Below are 23,432 nucleotides of genomic sequence, written 5' to 3'. Positions count from 1 at the left end.
GATGCCCCGTCAACCCCTTGATTCAAAAAAGTTTATTTCTTTTCCACGTCAGTCTTCAGATGCGGCCAGGCAGCCCGCAAGTATTGGACCATGGACCACAACGTCAGGCCTGCGGACACCAGCAGCAAGGCGTACCCCATCAGGACCCAGAAGCTGAAGCTCGACGGATTGGCCAGCAGGATCACCAGCGCCAGCATTTGCGCGGCGGTTTTCCATTTGCCCAGGTTCGACACCGCTACATGAGCACGAGCACCGAGTTCGGCCATCCACTCGCGCAGTGCCGAGACGACAATTTCGCGACCGATGATAACGGCGGCCGGCAGCGTGAGCCACAGGTTGCCATGCTCTTGCACCAGCAGAACCAGCGCAACGGCGACCATCAGCTTGTCCGCAACAGGATCGAGGAAGGCCCCGAACGGTGTGCTTTGTTCCAGACGACGGGCCAGATACCCGTCGAGCCAATCAGTCGCGGCGGCAAATGCGAAGACCGAGGCAGACGCCACATAGCTCCAGTGGTAAGGCAAGTAAAACAGCAAAATGAAGATCGGGATGAGCAGGACGCGTAGAACGGTAATCAGATTAGGGATATTCATCGGCACAACTGGCTACGAGGTGAGTTGGGCATTCTACTCGCTGTGCAGATTTGCATAAATCAACTCTGCGAGCTTTTTGCTGATTCCGGGTGCTTTGGCGATCTCTTCGATGCTGGCACGAGACAGCTCCTGCAATCCACCAAAATGTTTCAACAAATCGCGTCGACGGGTCGGTCCGACGCCGGCAACGCCCTCAAGCGTAGACGTACGGCGCGTTTTTCCACGACGTGCGCGGTGCCCGGTAATGGCGAAACGGTGGGCTTCGTCGCGGATCTGCTGGATCAGATGCAGCGCGGGGGAATCACCGCGCAAGGTAAATTCATGGGCCGCATCGTTGAGGTACAGGGTTTCGAAACCGGCCTTGCGCGTCGCGCCCTTGGCCACACCCAAGAGAATCAGGTCGGGCACAGCCAGTTCGTTAAGCACGTCACGGGCCATGGACAGCTGACCTTTACCACCGTCGACCAGCAGGATGTCCGGCAACTTGCCCTCGCCGTCCTTCAATTTGCTGAAGCGTCGGGTCAGGGCCTGGTGCATCGCGGCATAGTCATCGCCCGGCGTAACACCTTCAATGTTGTAGCGGCGGTAGTCGGATTTGATCGGGCCTTCCGGGCCGAACACCACACAGGACGCCACCGTGGCCTCGCCGCTGGAATGGCTGATGTCGTAGCACTCGAGACGTTGCGGCGGCTCGTCCAGTTTCAGCACTTCGGCCAGGGCATCGAAACGTGCCGCAACGTGTTGCCGGTTAGCCAGGCGTGCGCCCAGCGCTTGCTCGGCATTGGTGACCGCCAATTGCTGCCAGCGCGCCCGGGTGCCGCGTACTCGATGGCTGATGGTCAATTCGCGACCGCGCAGCTCTTCGATGGCTGCGATCAGGGTCGGAAAGTCTTCGTGAACCACATTGACGATCAGCTCGCTCGGCAAGTCGCGCTCGGGACTGCTGATGAAATATTGGCCGAGGAACGCTGCCATGACCTCGGAAACGTCTTCCTCGATACCCACCTGCGGAAAGAAGTTCTTGCTCCCCAACACCCGGCCACCGCGCACGCTGATCAAGTGCACGCAGGCGCCTCCCGGGTTGACGAACGCCGCAATCACATCGACATCGCCCGTCCCGCCTTCCATGCTTTGCTGGTCCTGGACCCGACGCAGCAATGAGATCTGGTCACGCAGCTCGGCGGCGCGCTCGAACTCGAGGTTGACCGCCGCCTCCTCCATGGCCGCGGACAACTCGTCCGCCAGGGCATTGCTACGCCCCTCAAGAAACATCACCGAGTGACGTACATCTTCGGCATACACCTCGGGCTCCACCAGACCCACACACGGCGCCTTGCAGCGCTTGATCTGGTATTGCAGACAAGGTCGGGCGCGATTCTTGTAAAAGCTGTCTTCACACTGACGAACAAAAAAAGCCTTTTGCAGCAGACTCAGGCTTTCGCGAATCGCCCCTGCGCTGGGATAAGGACCGAAATATTTGCCTTTGGCCTTTTTCGCCCCCCGGTGGATGCTCAAGCGAGGGAACTGGCCATCCGAGAGAAACACATAAGGGTAGGATTTGTCGTCGCGCAGCAGGATGTTGTACGGCGGGCGCCATTCCTTGATCAGCGTCTGCTCAAGCAGCAAGGCTTCGGTTTCGTTGGCCGTGATGGTGGTTTCGACCTGGGCGATACGACCCACCAGCGCAGCGGTCTTGGGGGCAAGACCGGCTTTGCGGAAGTAGCTCGCCAAACGCTTCTTGAGATTTTTGGCTTTGCCGACATAAAGCAGCCGCGCATCGCTGTCGAACATGCGATAGACGCCCGGCCGCCCACTGACCGTCGACAGAAAAGCACTTGGATCGAAGATTTCAGTCATTTTCAGAGGCTGGCATCAACCATGCCGTGACGAACCGCCAACAGCGTCAACTCGACATCGCTGCTGATCGAAAGCTTTTCGAAAATACGGTAACGGTAGGTATTCACTGTTTTTGGCGACAGGCACAGTTTGTCGGAAATGATCTGCACCTTCTGACAGCCGACAATCATCAACGCAATCTGGATTTCCCGCTCCGACAAAGCGTCGAAGGGCGAATCATTGGTTGGCTGGAACGACTTGATCGCCAATTGCTGGGCAATCTGCGGGCTGATGTAGCGTTGCCCGGCAAACACCAGGCGAATGGCCTGGACCATTTCCGGCAATCCGGCGCCCTTGGTCAGATAACCTGCGGCACCTGCCTGTAACAGGCGGGTAGGAAACGGATCTTCTTCGCACACGGTGACCGCGACGACCTTGATGTCCGGATGACTGCGCAATAATTTGCGCGTGGCTTCAAGACCGCCGATCCCGGGCATCTTGACGTCCATCAGCACCACATCGGGTTTCAACTCACGCGCTTTAAGCAGGGATTCCTCCCCTGACTCAGCCTGGCCGACTACTTGCAGGCCATCGATGTCAGCCAGCATTCGTGTAATGCCTGTACGAACGAGATCATGGTCATCGACTACTAGGGGGCGTTCTCATTTGAGCCAAGTAGGGGGCGACGTCGTTAACCAACACCAGGTTCGCAATGCTCTACCGCAACGGCACTGCCTGCGTATCTAATGAGCTCAGTGAAAATGAGTGAGTCACACCAGACCTTCAAGCCGATAATCTATCTGGATCCACAACACAAGCTATCCCGGAAGTTCGAGGCGCTATCCGACCTGCTAACCTCACTCCGTCGTCTTCGGAGTTGGATGGTGTCTGATGGCATTTGTAGACTCGTTCGTTGCCCAAATCGTAGCGCTTGAGGTAGGGCTCTACCATGCTCAAGCCCGAATGGGCGCCAGGACGGACAGTGAAGCGTTGCATGACCTCAGAATCAATCTGCGGCGCATCAGAAGCCTGTTGCGGCCATTGCGTGAGATAGAGGGCATCGCGCCACTGAATGAGGCCGCAGCCGCAGTCGGCAGACTGACCACGCCTGCGCGTGACCTTGAGGTATTGATAGAAGAGCTTGAGGCGCAAGGATTCCCAAAGCAGGCGCATGTCAGAAAAGCGATTCTACAGACCAGCTATAGCCGCATCGTTAAAGCCCGCGCGATCAATCAGCTCTTTTTCCAACTGGATGAGTGGCCTTCAGCCTTCCGAGCTGCTGAGCGTGCGTGCGAGTTAGGTCGAATTAAAAAGACCATCAGCAAACGCTTGCACAAGCAAATCGAGCACCTGAAAGCTGCGTTAGCCGATCCGCAGTTTGATCGTCACCAGCTGAGAATCCTGGTCAAACGTACCCGTTACCTCAACGATGCTTTTCCTCAGCTGTCGCCCCTCTCTGGTGAGGCCGCTGCTTCGCTCAAGACTGTGCAGTCAGCCCTCGGCTCCTGGCACGACCATTTCCAGTGGTGTCTCAGAGCCAAGCACGAAAAAGATTTACAGCCACTTGCGAAAGCGTGGCACGCAGCAGCCGATACGCACTCTTGAAAGCGGAGTCTCAGTTGGCACAGCTTCTACGACTACTTGCTACTAAATAGAGTGATTCTCAAGAAAACCGATGACAACCTGCGACCAGATGCTTGAGCCTGTCCATGTCCAGGATTTTGACTTCACGGCCTGATACCTCGACCAGCGCATGGTCTCGCAGGTGCGCGATTCCTCGACAAATGGTTTCCAAGCGTAGCCCTAGATATGAGCCGATTTCTTCGCGGCGCATCTTGAGTACAAACTCTTTGGACGAATAGCCGCGCATATTCAAGCGTTGTGACAAGTTCAGCAGAAATGCCGCGAGGCGCTCATCCGAGTTCATGTTGCCTAGCAGCATCAACATGTCGTGATCGCGGACGATTTCCCTGCTGAATATTTTGTTCAGATTGTGCTGTAGTGAGGGCAGTTCTTGAGCAAGTTTCTCCAGGTGATCGAAGTGGATAGCGCAAACTTCGCTGTCCTCAAGGGCAAATGCATTACAAGTGTACAGGCCGCTATTGACAGCATCCAACCCAAGCATGTCGCCAGGCATCTGGAAGCCGGTGACCTGCTCACGACCATCGAGCGAGAGCACATCGGTCTTGAAAAAGCCGATGCGCACGGCATAAAGAAAACGCAATGGATCGCAGGCGCGGTACAGCGCCGCGTCCTTTTTTACCTTGACCCGCTGCATGATCAGGGAGTCAAGCTGCGCGACTTCCTCGCCGGTGAGGCCAAGCGGTAGACAGAACTCCAATATGTTGCAATTGGAGCATGCCAGCTTGAGCGCATGAGCTTGACACGACCGAGTTTCAGGCACGTGATTACCTCCCTTTCGGTATTTTCAGCATAGCTACAGCGAGCAGTAAAGCTGTGTTAACGCGATGAATGGGGGGTGCCCTAGTGCTAGGGGGGGGCAATCAGGCCAACCATATGACAGCTGACACAAGACTCAGCATCGACTGGTAGTTTCTTGCCAGTCGCTCATACCTTGTCGCGATCCGACGGAACTGCTTCAGCTTCTGGAAAAAGCGCTCTACCAAGTTACGTGCCTTGTAGAAATGCCGATCCAGCTGGCGAGGTTTCAGGCGGTTTTTTCTCGAGGGGATGACCGCTTCAGCTCCTTTGCGTTGGATAGCATCAATGAACGCGTCTGAGTCATAGCCCTTGTCTGCCAATACCGCCTCGGGGGTAAAGCCCTCGATCAGTGCTTGGGCTTGGCCGTATTCCGAGGCCTGCCCGGGCGTCAGCAGCAGGCGTAGCGGATTTCCAAGAGCATCCACGACGGCGTGGATCTTGGTACTCAGTCCACCTCGGGATCTGCCCATGGCTTCGGCGTCCTGATCGGTTTTTTTGCCGCGCCATGCTGATGAACCCGCACGATGCTGCCATCGACCATCAGATGCTCCACGTCTGCGTCAGCCGCAAGCGACTCCATCACCTTTAACCAAACTCCCTTGCGTGACCAGCGGCTATAACGCACATAAACTCGATGCCAATGGCCATAGGTTTCTGGGAGGTCGCGCCAGGGTGCACCAGTTCGAGCAATCCACAGCACCGCCTCGATAAACCGTCGGTTATCTCGGGCCGTTACGCCGCGGTCGCTGGTTTTACCCGGCAACAGTTCCTTGATCCGCTCCCACTGATCATCACGCAACCAATAGCGGCACATCCGTTACCCCAAAAAGCGGCGAGACTAATCGACGGCGCTACTGGCATCAAATGAGAACGCACCCTAGCACCCTAATCAAGCAGACACCTCGCGATTTGGTCTTATTGGGTTGTCGGACACCTTAGCAAAAAGCAACTGGCAGACCTAGCGGCAAGCCGCATATAAAAAGTGTCAATTCTTCTTGCGAGGCTTGCCGCCAGTGTGTTTCAGCGATGCAGTCCATTGATATCACGCTGCATTCTCAGGAAACACTGGTCTTTGCCGACCACCTTCAGGCCCTTTCTCTCGTAAAGTATTTTTGCCGGATTATTTTCAAAGACGGTCAGACGCAATGCCGGGCGTCGTTCCTTGCACGCCATGGCGAATACCTGATCGATCGCCCAGGAACCGGCGCCCTGCCCCTGAAACGCTTCAAGCATATGCAATTCGCGGATATACAAGGCTCTGGCGTCACGGCTCAGGCTGACATACCCCATCAACGTGTCATCACGCACAATCAGCCAGTTTTCGCGTCCCTCCCAGGCGACATCGAAAGCTTCGTCCAGCCATAACAGTTCATGTTGAATGTAGTAGCGAAGCATATTTCGACAAGTCAGGTCACGAGCAAAGTCCAGGTCCCGAGACGTTGCCGGACGCAATTCGAAACCCATTCAAGCCTCCGCCACAGCCACGATTTGCCCTTTCCAGCCGTCAGCATTGCGACGAGCAACGACCATAAGGTTCCCCGTACCCGGTGCCGCCACAATCAACGACCCGTCCGCCGCCCAGATTGCACTGCGCCCTGCCGAGCCCCAGCCACCCGTTGCGCCACCATGGTTGGCCATCAGTACCGCCATCGAGTGTGTGCAAGCATAGCCTTGCAATAGTGCGGTATCTGGAGCGTAGCCGTTTTCTGTGATCAACACGCCCGCGGCGTAAAGATCAGCGCCCTGCCGTGCCGCGGCTGCCGCGTGACTGGCGTGAGAGAAATCGGCGCAAACCGCCAGCGCGACGGTGTCGGTACCGATCTTCAATGTCGAACCGCCCGTTCCCGGAGCAAACGCCACTTCCTCGCCCGGATGCAGATGCTGCTTGCTGTAAATCCCTAGCGAACCATCGGCGCCCAATACCAGAGCTCCGATCAATACCGGCGAATCGTCCGACAGACGAATCGGCATCCCAACGACACTGGTCACACCGACTTCCCGCGCGAAATTGCGCAACGGTTGCAGCACCCCGGCGTCTGGCGCTATGGCCAGCTCCGTTGCCAAGCCGCGTTCGTACCCGGTCAGCGACAGTTCCGGAAACACCAGCAATTGCACGCCTTGCTCCGCGGCAACCTGCATGAAGCGCCGATGCCAAGCCATATTGGCGGCAAGATCACCGGCAATGGAGATCGATTGAGCGGCGGCAATGGTCAGTGTCGTCATGGTTCGTCCTTGTGACGTTGTGGTAGTTGGGCGCAGCGCAAAGTGTGTCACAACCCCCGACGTACTCAAGCGATAGAAAAGCCCATGATCATCGATAGCATTTTCTGATTGAATCCGCGTACCGGCCTCTAGTAAGCTCGGCGCATTCATCGGAGACAGACCATGCTCAACGCCCTCTCACAGCTTCGTACCGCCAGCGCCCCGCGCTCGGTTGCTGCTGCCCGGGCGAATGACGTCTGTGCTTCGGTCAGCTTTTATTTTGGGTATTGGTTTAGCCACTGGCGCGCCTGATACCCACACGGCGCCCACTTTAAACGGGTCGCCACCAGAGAATTCTCAACCCCCGGTCGGCCTCCCGACCGGGGGTTTTGTTTTTTCAGCCCTGAACATTTTTAGCGTCAACCAGACAATTTGAGGATTCACGACATGAACTACGCCACTTATTACCGTTACGACAGTTTTACCGCCTGGCGATTTACCAGCCTCCGCTCGGGACAGCCTGCCGCCTCCGATCGGTCACCCACAGGTGGCAAGCACACACACGCAGCCAATCCGGCCAATTGTCGAACACCCCAGTAGGGCCGAGCGCGCGGGAACGAACCCGCCGCCAGCCCAGGAAGCCCGAATATGAACTCGTCCGTCTCTGCTCTGCCACTGTCCACCCTGAGCCCTGCCAACGAAGCGCTGACCTTGCGCCTGCCCAGCTCATTGCAGCTCAAACAGCAACTCCCCCTCAGCAATGCCCTGACCCGGCAAGTCGCCGATCACCGTCAGGCAGTTCGCGCGATCCTCAACGGTGAAGACTCCCGCCTGCTGGTCATCGTCGGCCCCTGCTCGATTCACGATCCCCGTTCAGCCCTCGAATACGCCGCCAACCTGGCCCGGCTGGCCGCCGAAGTCAGCGATGAGATGCTGCTGGTGATGCGCGCCTACGTCGAAAAACCCCGCACCACAATCGGCTGGAAAGGCCTGGCCTACGACCCGCATCTGGATGGCAGCGACGACATGGCGGGCGGCTTGACGCTGTCCCGCGAATTGATGCGCGAAATGCTCCAACTGGGCTTACCCGTTGCCACCGAGCTGCTGCAACCGATGGCCGCCGGCTACTTCGACGACCTGCTGAGCTGGGTCGCGATTGGCGCCCGGACCACCGAATCACAGATCCATCGGGAAATGGCCAGCGGCCTGAGCATGCCGGTCGGGTTTAAGAACGGCACCGATGGCGGTGTGGCTGTTGCCAGCGACGCCATGCGCTCGGCCGCCCATCCGCATCGCCATTTCGGCGTCGATAGCCAAGGGCATCCTGCGATTATTCAGACACCGGGCAACCCCGACACCAACCTGGTACTGCGTGGCGGCCATCGCGGGCCGAACTACGACCGCGACAGCATCGCCCAAGTGCACAACGATTTGACCAGGCTCAAGATTCCGGCGCGGATCATGGTCGACTGCAGCCACGCTAACAGTGGTAAAGATCCATTGCGTCAGCCAGCTGTGTTCAATGACGTGCTTGAGCAGCGCCTGCAAGGTGATCGTTCGCTGATCGGCATGATGATTGAGAGCCATCTGTTCGAAGGCTGCCAGCCATTGAGCCCGTCGCTGCGTTACGGGGTGTCAGTAACGGACGGCTGCCTTGGCTGGGCCGGGACGGAACAAGTGTTATTGCAGGCAACCGAGCGACTTCGTGCGCAGCGCCTTACCCAACAGCCTAAGTGACCCGTGCCCCCTTCCGGTTTTCAATCGAAAACCGGAAGGGGATCAACGTTAAACCGGTTTACGAGTGCACTTGCACCCACGTGGCTTCGGACTGCTGGCTCACATCGTCGAGACGCTCGACCGAATAAGAGACTCGGACCGTCAAGTCCTGATGCTCGCGCCAAAACCTGTAGGGAACGATAAATACCAACGGTTGACCGGCCATTTCCCCGGAAACTTCACGATCATCGCGATGATTGAAATGCTCACCGTCACATTTCAGGTAAACCAGTTCCCCCTCTTCGGCCTGAGCATTGTCGATTAGAACGGTGACACCATCGATCGCATCTTGCACATCCAGCCAACCTTCATCGGCTTCCAGCACGACAGGTGGCAAAAGCGGCTCTCGTTCCAGCGGGCCGATCAACAGCGGTGCTGGTTCCGAGAAGCGTGACGCCTGCCCCTTCTGCTCGACGCAGTAGCCGATCGTAACGGAGGCCCCGAGATTGGGTGCAATACAGTCGGGACTTACCCAGAACGACAGTTCGCCGCCAACGGCAAAGGATTCGACTTTCAAAGTGTCATTGAAACTCGCTTGTGGCGTAACACCTACCCAGGAAAACAAAACCTGATCTCCAGCCGCCATTCGGGCGTACGGCCTGATGGTTACGCGCGCGCCCTGGGCGACTCTGCCCGGATCGAGCGTGCCGCCCACCGCATCGTTCACAATCACAGGCAGCAAATCTGGCCGGGAATCACCAACGCTCAGGTATAAACGCCCGGACTCCACAGGTCCACGAAGGCGTGCAGTGTAGAGGGTGTAATAAACCTCGAGTGACCCACCATCCAGTGCAGCGATGTGTACGGCCGATACGCAAAAGACAATCGCCCTGCCTACCTGAGCCTCGCTGACAAAACGCGACACCTCATGCCGATACGCAACACCCTCTGCATCGATACCCGACCAGAACATGACCAGTTTGTCTCCGCAGGCCATGTCCGGGTAAGGCGCGACGGTGATAATGGCCTTGTTGTCGGACGGATCGAGCATGGCGTTATCCGCCTGATCCAGCTGGGGTGCCGCCATGCACTGCTCTACAACATTCAAGTTATCTGCTTCATAAGTAGCCATTCAACGCTCCAGTCCTTGGAATAAATGCCGCCTTGAGGTCGGCATCGAACGAAGCCTATTGAAACCCGCGGTACTGATTCGCGCTGCCGGACAATCGCGTCGGCTTGCACGGTAAAAGGACGTTTCAGCGGTAGGTCATTGCGAGGAAGCTCGCAATGATCGTTAAAAAGATGTCCGGATATTCCGACCAAGACCTCATGTTCATTCGAGCTTTCGTACAATTTCTAACCCGTTTTCATCAGGTTACAGCGGCTTTTTCATACATCGCCGAGCAGGTGGTGTGCTTTAGAGTGCGCCCTTGAGCACACACCTGACCTACTGCGAAAAAGGAATGTACATGCTACGGAATGCAACCACTCAGTATCCGATCCTGCTGGCCCACGGGCTCTTCGGCTTCGATCGCATCGGCAATCTTGAACTGTTCCATGACGTCAAACTGGCCCTGAGAAGCGCCGGCGCGAGGGTTTTCATCCCTCATCTGTCAGCCACCCACAGCAATGAAACTCGCGGCGAACAACTGCTGGCGCAGATCGACCGGGTACTGCAAGGGACCGGTGCAAGCAAAGTCAACCTGATCGGTCACAGTCAGGGCGCACTGGCTGCACGGTATGCGGGGGCGCTAGCGCCGGAGGCAGTCGCTTCGGTGACATCGGTCAGCGGGCCGAACCACGGCTCGGAACTGGCCGATTTCTTGCGCAAGGCGCTGACACCCGGACGCCTGCCGGAGCATGTCGCCGGAGCGGTCGCCACCCTGTTCGCCGACTTCCTGTCGTTGCTCAGTGGCAACCGGCACCTGCCGCAGAACGCCATCGCCGCGCTCAATGCACTGACCACCGAAGGCGTCGGCGCATTCAACGACAAGTACCCCCAAGGGTTACCAAAAACCTGGGGCGGCAAGGGGCGCGAACTGGTGGACGGCGTGCGCTACTATTCGTGGAGCGGCACCCTGCAAGGAAGCATCCTCGACGAGGGGCTCGAAGCACTCAATCCGCTGCACGGATTTCTCCGGGCGTTCTCCCACTACTTCACCACCGAAGCCGAGCAGAATGACGGCATGGTCGGCCGGTTCAGCTCCCATCTGGGTAAGGTGATCCGTTCGGACTATCAGCTGGATCATCTGGACAGTCTCGGCCAGACAACCGGCCAGGTCCGCAGAGGCATCGACCCGATTACCCTGTATGTAAAGCATGCCGAACGCTTGAAAAATGCCGGCCTTTAAGCAATGCCACGCGGTCAAGCGATATAGACGGAACTTTGAGAGAGAAATAGCCCACTGAATCCGGTAGGCTCCGCACTTTATTGAACATTGAATGGAGTATTTTCTCATGGCCAAAGCCACTGCCCGTCACATCCTGGTTTCCAGCGAAGAAAAGTGCAACGAACTCAAAGCCCAGATCGAGGCCGGCGCCGATTTCGCCGAAGTTGCCAAAGCCAACTCCTCCTGCCCATCCAGCCGCCAGGGCGGTGACCTGGGCTCGTTCGGTCCAGGCCAGATGGTCAAGGAATTCGACACAGTGGTCTTCAGCGCACCGATCAACGTGGTGCAAGGCCCGGTCAAGACCCAGTTCGGTTATCACCTGCTGGAAGTGACCAGTCGTCAGGACTGATCAACGCTTTGAGTTTGCTACATAACGGCCCGCCTTTTGGTGGGCCGTTGTGTTTTCGTTACGTGATACGGCTGGCGAGGGACGCGCCGCTAGCGTACAAATTGTGGTTATCGACCACCCGGCTCTAAGGCTGACAATGCGACTGGTTTTCCCTACTTTGTTGTTCACTGCCGTGGCCCTGTTATTGGGCGCCGTCGGTGTGAACGCCACACCGCAACATGCGCTGACCGTGTACGGTGAACCGGCGAAGTATCCCGCTGGCTTCAGCCATTTCGCCTACACCAACCCGCAAGCGCCCAAGGGCGGCACGATGCGTCGCTCGGCGATGGAAATCGGTCATTTCGACCATATGCTGCCTTACATCGACAAAGGTACGGGTGTCACGCAGATCGACGGCTTGATCTACTCGCCCCTGGCCCAGCGCTCGCTGGACGAGCCCTATACCGTTTACGGCCTGGTGGCCCAACAGATGGAGCGTTCCGACGACGGACTGTCTCTGCGTTTCTATTTGAATCCGAAGGCCCGTTTCGCCGACGGCAAGCCGATCACCGCCGAAGACGTGCGCTATACCTTCGACCTGCTGATGACCCAGGGCAGCCTGCGCTATCGCACGCAATTTGCCGACGTCAAAGGCGTCGAAGTGGAGTCACCACTCACCATTCGGTTCGACTTCAAGAGCAACGAAAACCGCACCCTGCCCCTCGATATCGCGACCTTGCCGGTATTTCCCGAGCACTGGTGGAAGACCCGCGACTTCGCCAGTGGCGGTGGTTACGAGCCACCGCTGGGCAGCGGGCCGTACCGGGTAAGTAAAGTCGATTCCGGGCGCAGCATCACCTTCGAGCGTAACGCCGACTGGTGGGCCAGGGATTTACCGGTCAGCCGCGGCCTCTACAACTTCGATCATTTCAGCATCGAGTACTTCGGCGATACCGACGTTGCCCGACAGGTTCTGCGTGGCGGCGCCTACGATTACAACCGCGAATTCTCCGCTACCGCCTACTCCATCGGCTACGACAGCCCGGCCCTGAGCGACGGTCGACTGCAAAAGGCTCACCTGGCCAAAGAGGCGCCGCAATCGGCCCAGGGCTTTGTGTTCAACCTGCAAAACCCGATGTTCCAGGACCGCCGCGTGCGCCAGGCGCTGGCCATGCTCTGGGATTTCGAATGGAGCAACCGGCAGATGATGCGCGAGCTGTACATCCGCCAGCAGAGCTTCTTTTCCAACACCGACCTCGCCGCCCGACAACTGCCCGACGCGGGTGAGCGGGCGATTCTCGAGCCGTTGCGCGGGCAGATCCCCGACGAAGTCTTCACCCAGGTCTTCGAAGCCCCGAAAACTGACGGTAGCGGCGTGATACGCGACAAACAGCTGCAGGCCCTGGACTTGCTCGAACAGGCCGGCTGGAAACCCGATGGCGATCAACTGGTCAATGCCCAAGGTCAACCGCTGAGCTTCACCTTCCTGATCAGCCAGAACGGCATCGACCGATTGCTGCTGCCTTATAAGCGCACCCTGAAACAAATCGGCATCGACCTGAATATTCGCCGCATCGACGCCTCCCAGTACGTAAATCGCCTGATGTCCCGGGACTACGACATGATCATCACCGGCTACCCGGTCACCACTTCGCCGGGCAACGAGCTGTACAACTACTTTGGCTCGGTGGCGGCCAACGATCCCGGCTCCAACAACTACATGGTGCTGAAGAACCCGGCGGTCGATACGCTGATCGACGGCCTGGTTCGCGCCACCACCCAGGCTGACATGCTGCGCTACGCCCATGCCCTGGACCGAGTCCTGCAATGGAACTTCTATTGGATTCCCAATTATTACCCGCCAGGCAGCTCGACCGTGTGGTGGAACCGCTTCGGCATTCCCTCTGTACAGGCGAGCAATGACGAAGCCATCGAGAGTTGGTGGGAAGTGAGTTCCACCCCCTTGACCAACCAACAGATGACCGCCGAACTGATCAAACGCGGCAAACCCGGAGGGCCGCACTGATGTGGGCTTACGTACTGCGGCGCTTGCTGCTGATCATTCCGACACTGGTGATCATTCTTCTGGTCAATTTCGTTATCGTCCAGGCCGCACCGGGCGGTCCGGTGGAACAGGCCATCGCGCAGCTGCAAGGCATTGGCGGCGCGAGTGTCGGCGGTAGTTCCAGCGAGACGATGCACGGCAGTTCCCGGGCCAGCCGTGGGCTTGATCCGCAGCTGATCAAGGAGATCGAGAAGCAATACGGCTTCGACAAGCCGGCGCCGGAACGCTTGTGGTTGATGCTCAAGAGCTACGCCCGGCTCGACTTTGGCAAGAGCTTTTTCCGCGGAGCCAAGGTCACCGACCTGATCCTGGAAAAAATGCCGGTGACCATTTCCCTTGGGCTCTGGGCGACGTTAATCACTTATTTGGTGTCGATTCCGCTGGGTATCCGCAAGGCTGTGCACCACGGCAGCCATTTCGATATCTGGAGCAGCACCGCGATCATCATCGGTTACGCGATGCCCGCGTTCCTGTTCGCGATGTTCCTGATCGTGGTCTTCGCCGGCGGCACCTCGTTGAACTGGTTTCCGGTGCGCGGCCTGGTTTCGGACAACTTCGAGTCGCTGTCGACGGTGGGTAAAATCGCCGATTACTTCTGGCATCTGGTGCTGCCGGTAACGGCCCTGGTGGTCGGCGGCTTTGCGACCCTGACCATCCTCACCAAAAACTCCTTCCTCAATGAAATTACCCGTCAGTATGTGGTCACCGCCCGGGCCAAGGGTTTGAGCGAACGCCAGGTGCTTTACGGCCATGTGTTTCGCAACGCCATGCTGCTGGTGGTGTCGGGAATTCCCCAGGCCTTTATCAGCGTTTTCTTCGCCGGCTCGCTGTTGATCGAAGTGATTTTTTCCCTCGATGGCCTGGGGCGCATGAGTTACGAAGCCGCGGTGTCACGGGACTATCCGGTGGTATTCGGCTCGCTGTTCATCTTCACCTTGTTCGGCCTGCTGATAAAACTTATCGGCGACCTCTGCTACACCCTGGTCGACCCGCGTATCGACTTCGCCGCGAGGAACGCCTGATGTTCAAGCTCTCGCCGCTGGGCCGTCGCCGTTTCGAGCGTTTCAAGAAAAACCGCCGGGGCTGGTGGTCGTTGTGGTTGTTTATCGGCCTGTTCCTGTTAACCCTGGGCGGCGAGCTGATCGCCAATGACAAACCGCTGATGGTCAGTTTTCAGGGCTCGCTGTATTTCCCGGCCTTCAAACGCCACACCGAACAGGAATTTGGCGGTCAGCTGCCATTCCAGGCCGATTACCGCAGCGATTACGTACAGAAGCTGATCCACAAGGATGGCGGCTGGATGCTGTTCCCGCCGATCCCGTTCAGCGATGACACGCCCAATTACGACCTCAACCAACCGGCACCGAGCCCGCCCTCGAAGGTCAACTGGCTAGGCACTGACGATCAGGCCCGGGACGTGTTGGCCCGGGTGATTTTCGGGGCGCGGGTATCAATTCTGTTCGCACTGGCGCTGACCTTCATCAGCGCGTTGATCGGCATCACCGCCGGTGCGCTGCAAGGCTATTACGGCGGTTGGGTCGACCTGCTCGGTCAGCGCTTGCTGGAAGTCTGGTCGGGGCTGCCAGTGCTGTACCTGCTGATCATTCTGTCGGGCTTCGTCGAGCCGAATTTCTGGTGGCTGCTGGGAATCATGGCGCTGTTCTCCTGGCTGGCCCTGGTGGACGTGGTGCGCGCCGAGTTCCTGCGCGGGCGCAACCTGGAATACGTCAAGGCCGCCCGTGCGCTGGGCCTGACCGACCGCAAGGTGATCGTGCGGCACATTCTGCCCAACGCGATGAATGCCACCCTGAGTTATTTGCCATTCATTTTGACCGGGGCGATTTCCACTCTCACGGCGCTGGATTTCCTCGGTTTCGGCATGCCGGCCGGCAGTGCGTCCCTGGGCGAATTGATCGGCCAAGGCAAGCAGAACCTGCAGGCACCGTGGCTGGGTCTCACAGCGTTTTTCACCCTGGCGCTGATTCTTTCTTTACTGGTGTTCATTGGCGAGGCGTTGCGTGATGCCTTTGATCCACGATCTTGATCCATGTTCTTGAAGCGGACTGTTGATATGAGTGACAACCTGATCGAAATCCGTGACCTCAGCGTGGCCTTCAGCGGCCAGACCGTGGTGCGCAACCTGTGCCTGGACATTCGCCCCGGCGAATGCCTGGCGCTGGTCGGCGAGTCCGGATCCGGCAAGTCCGTGACCGCCCACTCGATCCTGCAACTGCTGCTCGAAAACGGTACGCAAACCACCGGCAGCATTCGTTATCGCGGCCAGGAATTGATCGGCGCCGACGCTAAAGTCTTGCGCGAACTGCGCGGCAACCGGATCGCGATAATCTTCCAGGAGCCGATGACCTCCCTCAATCCGCTGCACAGCATCGAAAAACAGATCGGCGAAACCCTACTGCTGCACAAAGGGCTGGGTGGCAAAGCGGCGCAAGCGCGGATTATTGAGTTGCTGCAACTGGTAGGCATCCAGAAACCCGAAGAGCGGCTCAAGGCCTACCCCCACCAACTTTCCGGCGGCCAGCGGCAACGGGTGATGATCGCGATGGCCCTGGCCTGCGAACCGGAATTGCTGATCGCCGACGAGCCGACCACCGCGCTGGATGTGACGGTGCAGCGCAAAATCCTGCGGCTGCTCAAATCCCTGCAACAGCAGCTTGGCATGTCGCTGCTGCTGATCAGCCACGACCTCAATCTGGTGCGCAGCATGGCCCAGCGGGTGTGCGTGATGCACGCAGGGGAAATCGTCGAGCAGGCACCTTGCGAAACGCTGTTCACCGAGCCTAAACATCCTTACAGCTGCGCACTATTGAACGCCGAACCGGAAGGCGAAGCCCTGCCCCGGGATGAGCGCGAAAAAGTGCTGGAAGTGGATAATTTGCAGGTGCAGTTCGCCATCGGTGGTGGCCTGTTTCAGCGTAAAACTTACCTGCGCGCGGTGGATGGCATTAGCCTGAATGTTCAGCGTGGCAAGACGCTGGGCATCGTCGGCGAGTCCGGTTCGGGCAAGTCCACGCTTGGTCAGGCGATCCTGCGCTTGCTCGACTCGAAGGGCAGCATTCGCTTTCAGGGTGAGGCCCTGGATGGCTTGACGCAAAAGCAGCTGCGACCGTGGCGAAAGAAGATGCAGGTGGTGTTCCAGGACCCCTTTGGCAGTCTCAGCCCACGGATGTCGGTGGCGCAGATCATCAGTGAAGGCCTTGAGGTGCACAGCCAGTCCACCCCGGACGAATGCGAAGCCCAAGTGATCCGGGTGCTGGAAGAAGTCGGCCTCGACCCGCAAAGCCGTCATCGCTACCCGCACGAATTCTCCGGTGGCCAGCGCCAGCGCATCGCCATTGCCCGCGCGCTGGTGTTGAAACCGGCGCTGATCCTGCTCGACGAACCGACCTCGGCACTGGATCGCACGGTACAAAAACAAGTGGTCGCCCTGCTCCGCCAGCTTCAGGAGAAACATGGCCTGACCTACCTGTTCATCAGCCACGACCTGGCGGTGGTGCGCGCCCTGGCCCACGACATGATCGTGATCAAGGACGGCAAAGTAGTGGAAAGCGGCGCGAGCCATGATGTGTTCGAGTCGCCGCAGCATCCGTATACCAAAGAGCTGTTGGCGGCGGCGCATCCGGGGTTGGCATAATCCCGTACGCCGATGAACCGCGTCGCGGCCATCGCGGGCAAGCCCGGCTCCCACAGGTTTTATGTCGTGCCCACATTCAGCGGCAACGCCAAATCCCGTGGGAGCGGGGTTGCCCGCGATTGGACCAGCACAGGCAATACTTAATCAGGATCAGCCCCATGAACACCACCGAAAGCCTCAAGGACTACCAGCGCGTTCGCTCCCTGGCGATCCGTTCGCTGTTCGAAATCATCGAGCAATCGAGCGAGGGCACGGTGATTGTCGACCGCGACGCAAACATCGTCTGGATGAACGAGCGTTATGCCCGGCGTTTCGGTCTGGAGTCGGCCGCAGGTGCCATCGGCAGGGCCTGCGAAAGCGTGATCCCCGGTAGCCTGTTGCGCGAGGTGGTGCGCACCGGACGGCCGATCCTGCTGGACATGCAGGACACCCCCAAGGAACCGCTGGTGGTGATGCGCCTGCCGATTCACGACGATGCCGGCGCGGTGATCGGCGCCATCGGTTTTGCCCTGTTCGATGAATTGCGCAGCCTGTCGCCGATGCTCAAGCGCTACCTGAGCATGCAGGAAGAACTGGCCTCGACCCGCTCGCTGTTGCGGGCGAGGCAGACCAAGTACAACTTCGCCCATTTCATCGGCACCAGCGCCGCCAGCCTGGAAGTCAAACGCCGCGCCCGGCGCAGCGCCAGCGCAGAGTCACCGGTGTTGCTGCTCGGTGAAACCGGTACCGGCAAGGAGCTGCTGGCCCAGGCGATCCACGGCGCCTCGCCGCGGGCGCACAAAGCTTTCGTCAGTATCAACAGCGCGGCGATTCCCGAGTCGCTGCTGGAAGCCGAGTTCTTTGGCACCGCCCCCGGCGCGTTCACCGGCGCTGACCGCAAGGGCCGCACCGGCAAGTTGCAAATCGCTCAGGGCGGCACGCTGTTTCTCGATGAGATCGGCGACATGCCGTTGCCACTGCAAAGCAAATTGCTGCGGGTGCTGCAGGAAAAGGAATTCGAACCGGTGGGCTCCAACGAAGTGATCCAGAGCGATGTGCGGGTGATCGCGGCCACGTCAACCGATCTGGAAGCGGCGATCAAACGCGGCGAGTTTCGTGCCGATTTGTATTACCGCCTCAACGTGCTGCCGATCCAGGTCCCGCCCCTGCGTGATCGCCTCGACGACCTGCCGGCCCTCAGTGAAGCGATCCTCGAAGAGCTGCGCAGTCAGCACGAACTGAACCCCGAAGCCCTGGATTTGTTGGGTCAACACGCCTGGCCGGGGAACATCCGAGAACTGCGCAACGTCCTGGAACGCGCGGCGTTGCTCAGTGATGATTTGATGCTTAACGCGGCGGACATCCGCGCGGCAATTGGTAGTTTTACGCCGGTGGAGCGAGTGGCGCCTTTGCCCGTTCAACCGATTGCCCATGAAAGCTTTAGTGAGGCTCGCGAACGGTTTGATCGACAGTTGATTGAATCCGCCCTCGCGCAATGCGGCGGCAAGGTTATCGAAGCGGCGGCGCGATTGGGGTTGGGGCGGTCGACGTTGTACAAAAAGATGGTGGCGTTGGGGATTGCGGAGTCTCCATAAAGAGACATTGATCTCTATTGGTAGATATAGCCTCCTGAGCGCTGCGCGCTCTTCGCGAGCAAGCCCGCTCCCACATTCGACCGTATTCCTCTGAGCGATCCGGTCAAACTGTGGGAGCGGGCTTGCTCGCGAAAGCGCCAGACCCGTCAATAGAAGTCTCAAAATAGAGACAAATAAATAAAAGCCAGCACACAAAATAAATAATTTCTTTATATTTCAATGTGTTAACTGACTGGCACGAAACTCGCTATAGCCCTTCCCACAAAGCTTCACCCTACAAAAATAACAATCGAAGGAGACACACCATGAGTGTGATCATTGCCTTGGCAGCTCTCACGCTGCTGATGGTGGCTGCCTACCGTGGCTACAGCGTTATCCTCTTTGCCCCGATCGCCGCCCTCGGCGCCGTCCTGCTCACCGACCCTTCCGCCGTTGCCCCCGTCTTCACCGGGGTGTTCATGGAAAAAATGGTCGGCTTCGTCAAACTGTATTTCCCGGTGTTCCTGCTCGGTGCCGTGTTCGGCAAGCTGATCGAGTTGTCGGGCTTCTCCCGCTCCATCGTCGCAGCAGCAATTCGCTTGCTCGGCACTCGTCAGGCCATGCTGGTGATCGTGCTGGTCTGCGCCCTGCTCACTTACGGCGGCGTATCGCTGTTTGTGGTGGTGTTTGCGGTCTACCCGTTTGCCGCCGAGATGTTCCGCCAGAGCAATATCCCCAAGCGCCTGATCCCGGCGACCATCGCCCTCGGCGCATTTTCGTTCACCATGGACGCTCTGCCCGGCACGCCGCAGATCCAGAACATCATCCCTAGTACCTTCTTCAACACCACCGCCTGGGCCGCGCCGTGGCTGGGTGTGATCGGCACGATTTTCGTGTTCTGTGCCGGCATGCTGTTCCTTCAGAGCCAGCGCAACAAGGCCCAGCGCAGCGGTGAAGGGTATGGTTCAGTGCTGCGCAATGAGCCGGAAACCGCGCCGGACATCAAGCTGCCCAACCCCTGGATCGCGCTGTCGCCGCTGTTGATGGTGGGCCTGATGAACCTGCTGTTCACCCGCTGGATTCCAGAGTGGTACGGCAAGACGCACAGCCTGTCGCTGCCAGGCATGGCCGCCCCGGTGACTACCGACATCGCCAAGCTGACAGCGATCTGGGCGGTCCAGGCAGCCTTGTTGGTAGGCATCGTCATGGTGCTGGTGTTCGCCTTTCAGACGATTCGCGGCAAGTTGGCCGAAGGCAGTAAAAGTGCGGTCAGCGGCGCGCTGCTGGCGGCGATGAACACGGCGTCGGAATACGGTTTTGGTGCGGTGATCGCGTCGCTACCGGGTTTTCTGGTGCTGTCTGGCTGGCTCAAAAGCATTCCCAACCCGCTGGTCAACGAAGCGATTACCGTGACCCTGCTGGCCGGTATCACCGGTTCGGCGTCGGGCGGCATGAGTATCGCCCTGGCGGCGATGTCCGAGACGTTCATCAGCGCCGCCCACGCCGCCAATATTCCATTGGAAGTGCTGCACCGGGTCGCCGCGATGGCCAGTGGCGGCATGGACACCCTGCCGCACAACGGCGCGGTGATTACTTTGCTGGCGGTCACCGGTTTGACCCACCGCGAGGCCTACAAAGACATTTTCTGTATTACGCTGATCAAGACACTCGCTGTTTTTGTGGTGATCGGTACTTTCTACGCCACTGGCATTGTGTGAGGTATTCATGACGACTCTTTCGGGCAAGACCGCACTGGTCACCGGTTCCACCAGCGGCATCGGCCTGGGGATAGCCCTGAGCCTGGCCAAGGCTGGCGCCAACCTGATCCTCAACGGTTTCGGCGATGCGTCCAAAGTGATGGCCGAGGTCGAGCAATTCGGTGGCAAGGTGGGTCATCATCCCGCTGATGTCAGCGACCCGGCGCAGATCGCCGACATGATCGAGTACGCCGAGCGTGAGTTCGGTGGCGTGGATATCCTGGTCAACAACGCGGGCATCCAGCACGTGGCGTCGGTGGAAGATTTTCCGGTGGAGCGCTGGGACTCGATCATTGCGATCAACCTGTCGTCGGTGTTTCACAGCACCCGCTTGAGTTTGCCGGGGATGCGCACCAAGGGCTGGGGACGGATCATCAACATCGCTTCGGTGCATGGCCAGGTCGGTTCGGTGGGCAAGGCGGCGTACGTCGCGGCCAAGCATGGTGTAATCGGCCTGACCAAGGTGGTCGGTCTGGAAACCGCTACGACGAACGTCACCTGCAACGCCATCTGCCCGGGTTGGGTACTGACGCCACTAGTGCAGAAGCAGATCGATGATCGCGCCGCGACGGGGATCGACCCGCAGCAGGCGCAACACGACTTGCTGGCCGAGAAGCAGCCGTCCCTGGAATTCGTGACACCGCCGCAACTGGGCGAGTTGGTGCTGTTTTTATGCAGTGAAGCCGGTAGCCAGGTGCGTGGCGCAGCGTGGAATATTGATGGTGGGTGGTTGGCGCAGTAACTCGCCGCTAGCCCCCCCCCAGACACTGATCGTTCCCACGCTCTGCGTGGGAATGCAGCCCGGGACGCTCTGCGTCCCAAAGCGGACGCGGAGCGTCCATTGAGGCATTCCCACGCAGAGCGTGGGAACGAGAGAGGCCAAGCCATGTCCGACATCCTCTGGCAACCCGGCACCGAGCGCATCGGCAAGTCCCGCATGGAGGCCTTCCGGCGCTTCGTCAATCAGCGACACACCCTTGAGATCGCCGACTACCCTGCCCTGCACCAATGGAGCATCGATCAGCGGGCAGCTTTCTGGCAGGCCATCGTCGATTTCTTCGACATCCGTTTTCACGATCAGCCCGACGCGGTACTGATAGAGGGCACGCAAATGCCCAGCGCCCAGTGGTTCCCCGGCGCCACGCTGAACTTCGCCGAACACCTGCTACGTCGTCGCGACGATGCCGTGGCAGTAGTGGCCATCGGCGAAAACGGCCAGCGGGAACAACTGACCTGGGCTGAACTGGCGAGCCATGTCGCCGGTTTTCAAAACGGCCTGAAAGCTGCCGGTGTCGGCCTCGGCGACCGTGTGGCCGCGTGCATGCCGAACACCTGGCAAACCCTGGTGGCCATGCTCGCCACCACCAGTCTTGGCGCGATCTGGTCCTGTTCTTCACCCGACTTCGGCACCCACGGGGTGATCGACCGTTTCGGCCAGATCGAGCCGAAAGTGCTGATCACTTGCGCCGGTTACCGTTACGCCGGCAAGGGCATCGACCAGACCACCAAGGTCAACGAAATCCTCGGGCAACTGCCGTCCTTGCAGCAGTTGATCGTTGTCCCTTACGCACGCCCCCAGGCGCGCATCGAAGACTTCCGTAGCCAGGCCAACGTGACGTTGTGGGACGATTTCTACGACCCGGGCGGCGAGCCGCAATTCGTTCCCGTGCCCTTCGCCCATCCGCTGTACATCCTCTATTCCAGCGGCACCACCGGCGTGCCGAAATGCATTGTTCACTGCACCGGCGGCGTGCTGCTGCAACACGTCAAGGAACATGGCCTGCACACCGATCTCGGCCCCGGCGACCGCTTGTTCTACTACACCACGTGCGGCTGGATGATGTGGAACTGGCTGGTCTCGGCCCTGGCCGTCGACAGCGCCGTGGTGCTGTACGACGGCTCGCCGTTTCATCCAGGCCCGGAGCGCTTGATTGACCTGATCGACGACGAACGCATCAACGTCTTCGGCACCAGTCCCAAGTTCCTCACCGCGCTGGAAAGCAATGGCGTGAAGCCGTGCGAAAGTCATGATCTGAGCAGCCTCAAAACCGTGCTGTCCACCGGTTCCGCGCTGTCGCCGCAGAGCTTCGATTTCGTGTATCGCGCGTTCAAGTCTGACTTGTGCTTGTCTTCAATGTCCGGTGGCACCGACATCGTTTCGTGCTTTGTGATCGGCAATCCGGTGCTGCCGGTGCGCCGTGGCGAAATGCAGTGCAAGGGCCTGGGCATGGCGGTGGAAGTCTGGAACGACGCCGGGCAGCCTGTGATCGGGGAAAAAGGCGAGCTGGTGTGCACCCGACACTTTCCGGCGATGCCCATCGGTTTGTGGCATGACCCTGATGGGGAAAAGCTGCGAAAGTCCTATTTCAGCCTGTTCCCCGGCGTCTGGGCCCAAGGCGATTACGCCGAGCAACTGCCCCACGGCGGGATGCTGATCCACGGCCGCTCCGACGCGGTACTCAACCCCGGCGGCGTGCGCATCGGCACGGCGGAAATCTATCGTCAGGTGGAGAAAGTTCCGCAGGTGCTGGACAGCGTTGCCATCGGTCAGCAATGGCTGGATGACGTGCGGGTGGTGCTGTTCGTGAAGTTGCGCGACGGTGTCCAACTGGACGAAGCGCTGCAACAACAGATTCGCCAGGTCATCCGCGCCAACACCACACCACGGCATGTGCCAGCGAAGATTGTCGCGGTGACGGACATTCCGCGCACCATCAGCGGCAAGGTGGTCGAGCTGGCGGTAAGGAATGTGGTGCATGGCCAGAAGGTGAAAAACACCGATGCGCTGGCCAACCCCGAAGCCCTGGAGCAGTTTCGTGACCGCCCTGAACTGAACGACTGACTGTGGGAGCGGGCTTGCTCGCGAAAGCGGTCTATCAACCAACATCCATGTTGAAT

General features: G+C 59.0%; 20 protein-coding genes. 12 read left to right on the top strand and 8 right to left on the bottom strand.

Annotated elements, in window-relative coordinates:
- Nucleotides 1–32 precede the first annotated feature (32 nt).
- The 3 genes from pgsA to uvrY are packed head-to-tail and all read right to left on the bottom strand — an operon-like array spanning nt 33 to nt 3,037.
- The gene (gene pgsA, locus PSH65_RS13815; protein WP_305426674.1) at nt 33–593 is read right to left on the bottom strand and encodes a CDP-diacylglycerol--glycerol-3-phosphate 3-phosphatidyltransferase; all 561 of its coding nucleotides are present in this window, start codon (nt 591–593) and stop codon (nt 33–35) included.
- Nucleotides 594–626: 33 nt separating this feature from the next.
- Nucleotides 627–2,450 (bottom strand): excinuclease ABC subunit UvrC, encoded by a 1,824-nt coding sequence (uvrC, locus tag PSH65_RS13810; RefSeq protein ID WP_008066868.1) that lies wholly within the window; start codon nt 2,448–2,450, stop codon nt 627–629.
- Nucleotides 2,451–2,452: 2 nt separating this feature from the next.
- Nucleotides 2,453–3,037: a UvrY/SirA/GacA family response regulator transcription factor gene (gene uvrY, locus PSH65_RS13805; RefSeq protein ID WP_007896273.1), complete on the bottom strand. Its 585-nt coding sequence runs from the start codon at nt 3,035–3,037 to the stop codon at nt 2,453–2,455.
- Nucleotides 3,038–3,320: 283 nt separating this feature from the next.
- Here uvrY and PSH65_RS13795 point away from each other — a divergent pair, with 283 nt between their 5' ends.
- Nucleotides 3,321–4,034, top strand: a complete 714-nt coding sequence (locus PSH65_RS13795; protein ID WP_305426673.1) for a CHAD domain-containing protein — start codon at nt 3,321–3,323, stop codon at nt 4,032–4,034.
- 58 nt (nt 4,035–4,092) lie between these two features.
- Here PSH65_RS13795 and PSH65_RS13790 read toward each other — a convergent pair whose 3' ends face one another.
- The 4 genes from PSH65_RS13790 to PSH65_RS13775 form a co-directional block, all read right to left on the bottom strand.
- Nucleotides 4,093–4,833, bottom strand: a complete 741-nt coding sequence (locus PSH65_RS13790; protein WP_305425511.1) for a helix-turn-helix domain-containing protein — start codon at nt 4,831–4,833, stop codon at nt 4,093–4,095.
- Nucleotides 4,834–4,933: 100 nt separating this feature from the next.
- A protein-coding gene (locus PSH65_RS13785; RefSeq protein WP_370694687.1) for an IS5 family transposase occupies nt 4,934–5,685 on the bottom strand; the annotation gives its coding sequence in 2 pieces (ribosomal slippage) (nt 4,934–5,359 and nt 5,362–5,685; 750 coding nt in all).
- Nucleotides 5,686–5,891: 206 nt separating this feature from the next.
- Nucleotides 5,892–6,335, bottom strand: a complete 444-nt coding sequence (locus PSH65_RS13780; RefSeq protein WP_305426671.1) for an N-acetyltransferase — start codon at nt 6,333–6,335, stop codon at nt 5,892–5,894.
- Nucleotides 6,336–7,094: a carbon-nitrogen hydrolase family protein gene (locus tag PSH65_RS13775; protein WP_305426670.1), complete on the bottom strand. Its 759-nt coding sequence runs from the start codon at nt 7,092–7,094 to the stop codon at nt 6,336–6,338.
- Between the two features lie 627 nt (nt 7,095–7,721).
- On the opposite strand from PSH65_RS13775, the gene PSH65_RS13770 reads away from it, so the two are divergent.
- Nucleotides 7,722–8,810 (top strand): 3-deoxy-7-phosphoheptulonate synthase, encoded by a 1,089-nt coding sequence (locus tag PSH65_RS13770; protein ID WP_305426669.1) that lies wholly within the window; start codon nt 7,722–7,724, stop codon nt 8,808–8,810.
- A gap of 58 nt (nt 8,811–8,868) precedes the next feature.
- On the opposite strand, the gene PSH65_RS13765 is transcribed toward PSH65_RS13770, so the two are convergent.
- On the bottom strand, nt 8,869–9,921 hold the full coding sequence (locus PSH65_RS13765; protein ID WP_305426668.1) for a hypothetical protein: 1,053 nt from the start codon (nt 9,919–9,921) through the stop codon (nt 8,869–8,871).
- A gap of 337 nt (nt 9,922–10,258) precedes the next feature.
- Here PSH65_RS13765 and PSH65_RS13760 point away from each other — a divergent pair, with 337 nt between their 5' ends.
- The 10 genes from PSH65_RS13760 (at nt 10,259) to PSH65_RS13715 (ending at nt 23,376) form a co-directional block, all read left to right on the top strand.
- Entirely contained in the window at nt 10,259–11,140 is an 882-nt protein-coding gene (locus PSH65_RS13760) for a triacylglycerol lipase (protein ID WP_305426667.1), read from the top strand.
- A gap of 106 nt (nt 11,141–11,246) precedes the next feature.
- Nucleotides 11,247–11,528: a peptidylprolyl isomerase gene (locus tag PSH65_RS13755; protein ID WP_007898306.1), complete on the top strand. Its 282-nt coding sequence runs from the start codon at nt 11,247–11,249 to the stop codon at nt 11,526–11,528.
- A 136-nt stretch (nt 11,529–11,664) separates the two neighbouring features.
- Entirely contained in the window at nt 11,665–13,533 is a 1,869-nt protein-coding gene (locus PSH65_RS13750; protein WP_305426666.1) for an extracellular solute-binding protein, read from the top strand.
- Complete coding sequence (locus PSH65_RS13745; RefSeq protein WP_305426665.1) at nt 13,533–14,594, top strand: microcin C ABC transporter permease YejB; 1,062 nt, start codon at nt 13,533–13,535, stop codon at nt 14,592–14,594. Before PSH65_RS13750 ends, PSH65_RS13745 begins: the two co-directional genes overlap by 1 nt.
- A complete protein-coding gene (locus tag PSH65_RS13740; protein WP_305426664.1) occupies nt 14,594–15,616 on the top strand; it encodes an ABC transporter permease in 1,023 nt (340 codons plus the stop codon). Before PSH65_RS13745 ends, PSH65_RS13740 begins: the two co-directional genes overlap by 1 nt.
- Before the next feature lie 27 nt (nt 15,617–15,643).
- Complete coding sequence (locus PSH65_RS13735; RefSeq protein WP_305426663.1) at nt 15,644–17,224, top strand: ABC transporter ATP-binding protein; 1,581 nt, start codon at nt 15,644–15,646, stop codon at nt 17,222–17,224.
- A 158-nt stretch (nt 17,225–17,382) separates the two neighbouring features.
- Nucleotides 17,383–18,798 carry a sigma-54-dependent Fis family transcriptional regulator gene (locus PSH65_RS13730; protein WP_305426662.1) on the top strand — a complete coding sequence of 472 codons (1,416 nt, stop codon included), beginning with the start codon at nt 17,383–17,385 and terminating at the stop codon, nt 18,796–18,798.
- Between the two features lie 305 nt (nt 18,799–19,103).
- A complete protein-coding gene (locus PSH65_RS13725) occupies nt 19,104–20,495 on the top strand; it encodes a GntP family permease (RefSeq protein ID WP_305426661.1) in 1,392 nt (463 codons plus the stop codon).
- A gap of 7 nt (nt 20,496–20,502) precedes the next feature.
- Nucleotides 20,503–21,276, top strand: coding sequence for a 3-hydroxybutyrate dehydrogenase (hbdH, locus tag PSH65_RS13720; protein ID WP_305426660.1), 774 nt, complete (start codon nt 20,503–20,505; stop codon nt 21,274–21,276).
- A gap of 144 nt (nt 21,277–21,420) precedes the next feature.
- Complete coding sequence (locus tag PSH65_RS13715; protein WP_305426659.1) at nt 21,421–23,376, top strand: acetoacetate--CoA ligase; 1,956 nt, start codon at nt 21,421–21,423, stop codon at nt 23,374–23,376.
- The last annotated feature ends 56 nt before the right edge of the window (nt 23,377–23,432 follow it).

Source organism: Pseudomonas sp. FP603 (assembly GCF_030687415.1).
Classification (GTDB): domain Bacteria; phylum Pseudomonadota; class Gammaproteobacteria; order Pseudomonadales; family Pseudomonadaceae; genus Aquipseudomonas; species Aquipseudomonas wuhanensis.
Note: the sequence above shows the minus strand (reverse complement) of the source record. Positions and strands in the feature narration are given on the sequence as shown.

Coding starts and splice junctions, on each gene's coding strand:
- pgsA (WP_305426674.1), bottom strand. CDS start 593: ATGAATATCCCTAATCTGATTACCGTTCTACGCGTCCTGCTCATCCCG.
- uvrC (WP_008066868.1), bottom strand. CDS start 2,450: ATGACTGAAATCTTCGATCCAAGTGCTTTTCTGTCGACGGTCAGTGGG.
- uvrY (WP_007896273.1), bottom strand. CDS start 3,037: ATGCTGGCTGACATCGATGGCCTGCAAGTAGTCGGCCAGGCTGAGTCA.
- PSH65_RS13795 (WP_305426673.1), top strand. CDS start 3,321: ATGGCATTTGTAGACTCGTTCGTTGCCCAAATCGTAGCGCTTGAGGTA.
- PSH65_RS13780 (WP_305426671.1), bottom strand. CDS start 6,335: ATGGGTTTCGAATTGCGTCCGGCAACGTCTCGGGACCTGGACTTTGCT.
- PSH65_RS13775 (WP_305426670.1), bottom strand. CDS start 7,094: ATGACGACACTGACCATTGCCGCCGCTCAATCGATCTCCATTGCCGGT.
- PSH65_RS13770 (WP_305426669.1), top strand. CDS start 7,722: ATGAACTCGTCCGTCTCTGCTCTGCCACTGTCCACCCTGAGCCCTGCC.
- PSH65_RS13765 (WP_305426668.1), bottom strand. CDS start 9,921: ATGGCTACTTATGAAGCAGATAACTTGAATGTTGTAGAGCAGTGCATG.
- PSH65_RS13760 (WP_305426667.1), top strand. CDS start 10,259: ATGCTACGGAATGCAACCACTCAGTATCCGATCCTGCTGGCCCACGGG.
- PSH65_RS13755 (WP_007898306.1), top strand. CDS start 11,247: ATGGCCAAAGCCACTGCCCGTCACATCCTGGTTTCCAGCGAAGAAAAG.
- PSH65_RS13750 (WP_305426666.1), top strand. CDS start 11,665: ATGCGACTGGTTTTCCCTACTTTGTTGTTCACTGCCGTGGCCCTGTTA.
- PSH65_RS13745 (WP_305426665.1), top strand. CDS start 13,533: ATGTGGGCTTACGTACTGCGGCGCTTGCTGCTGATCATTCCGACACTG.
- PSH65_RS13740 (WP_305426664.1), top strand. CDS start 14,594: ATGTTCAAGCTCTCGCCGCTGGGCCGTCGCCGTTTCGAGCGTTTCAAG.
- PSH65_RS13735 (WP_305426663.1), top strand. CDS start 15,644: ATGAGTGACAACCTGATCGAAATCCGTGACCTCAGCGTGGCCTTCAGC.
- PSH65_RS13730 (WP_305426662.1), top strand. CDS start 17,383: ATGAACACCACCGAAAGCCTCAAGGACTACCAGCGCGTTCGCTCCCTG.
- PSH65_RS13725 (WP_305426661.1), top strand. CDS start 19,104: ATGAGTGTGATCATTGCCTTGGCAGCTCTCACGCTGCTGATGGTGGCT.
- hbdH (WP_305426660.1), top strand. CDS start 20,503: ATGACGACTCTTTCGGGCAAGACCGCACTGGTCACCGGTTCCACCAGC.
- PSH65_RS13715 (WP_305426659.1), top strand. CDS start 21,421: ATGTCCGACATCCTCTGGCAACCCGGCACCGAGCGCATCGGCAAGTCC.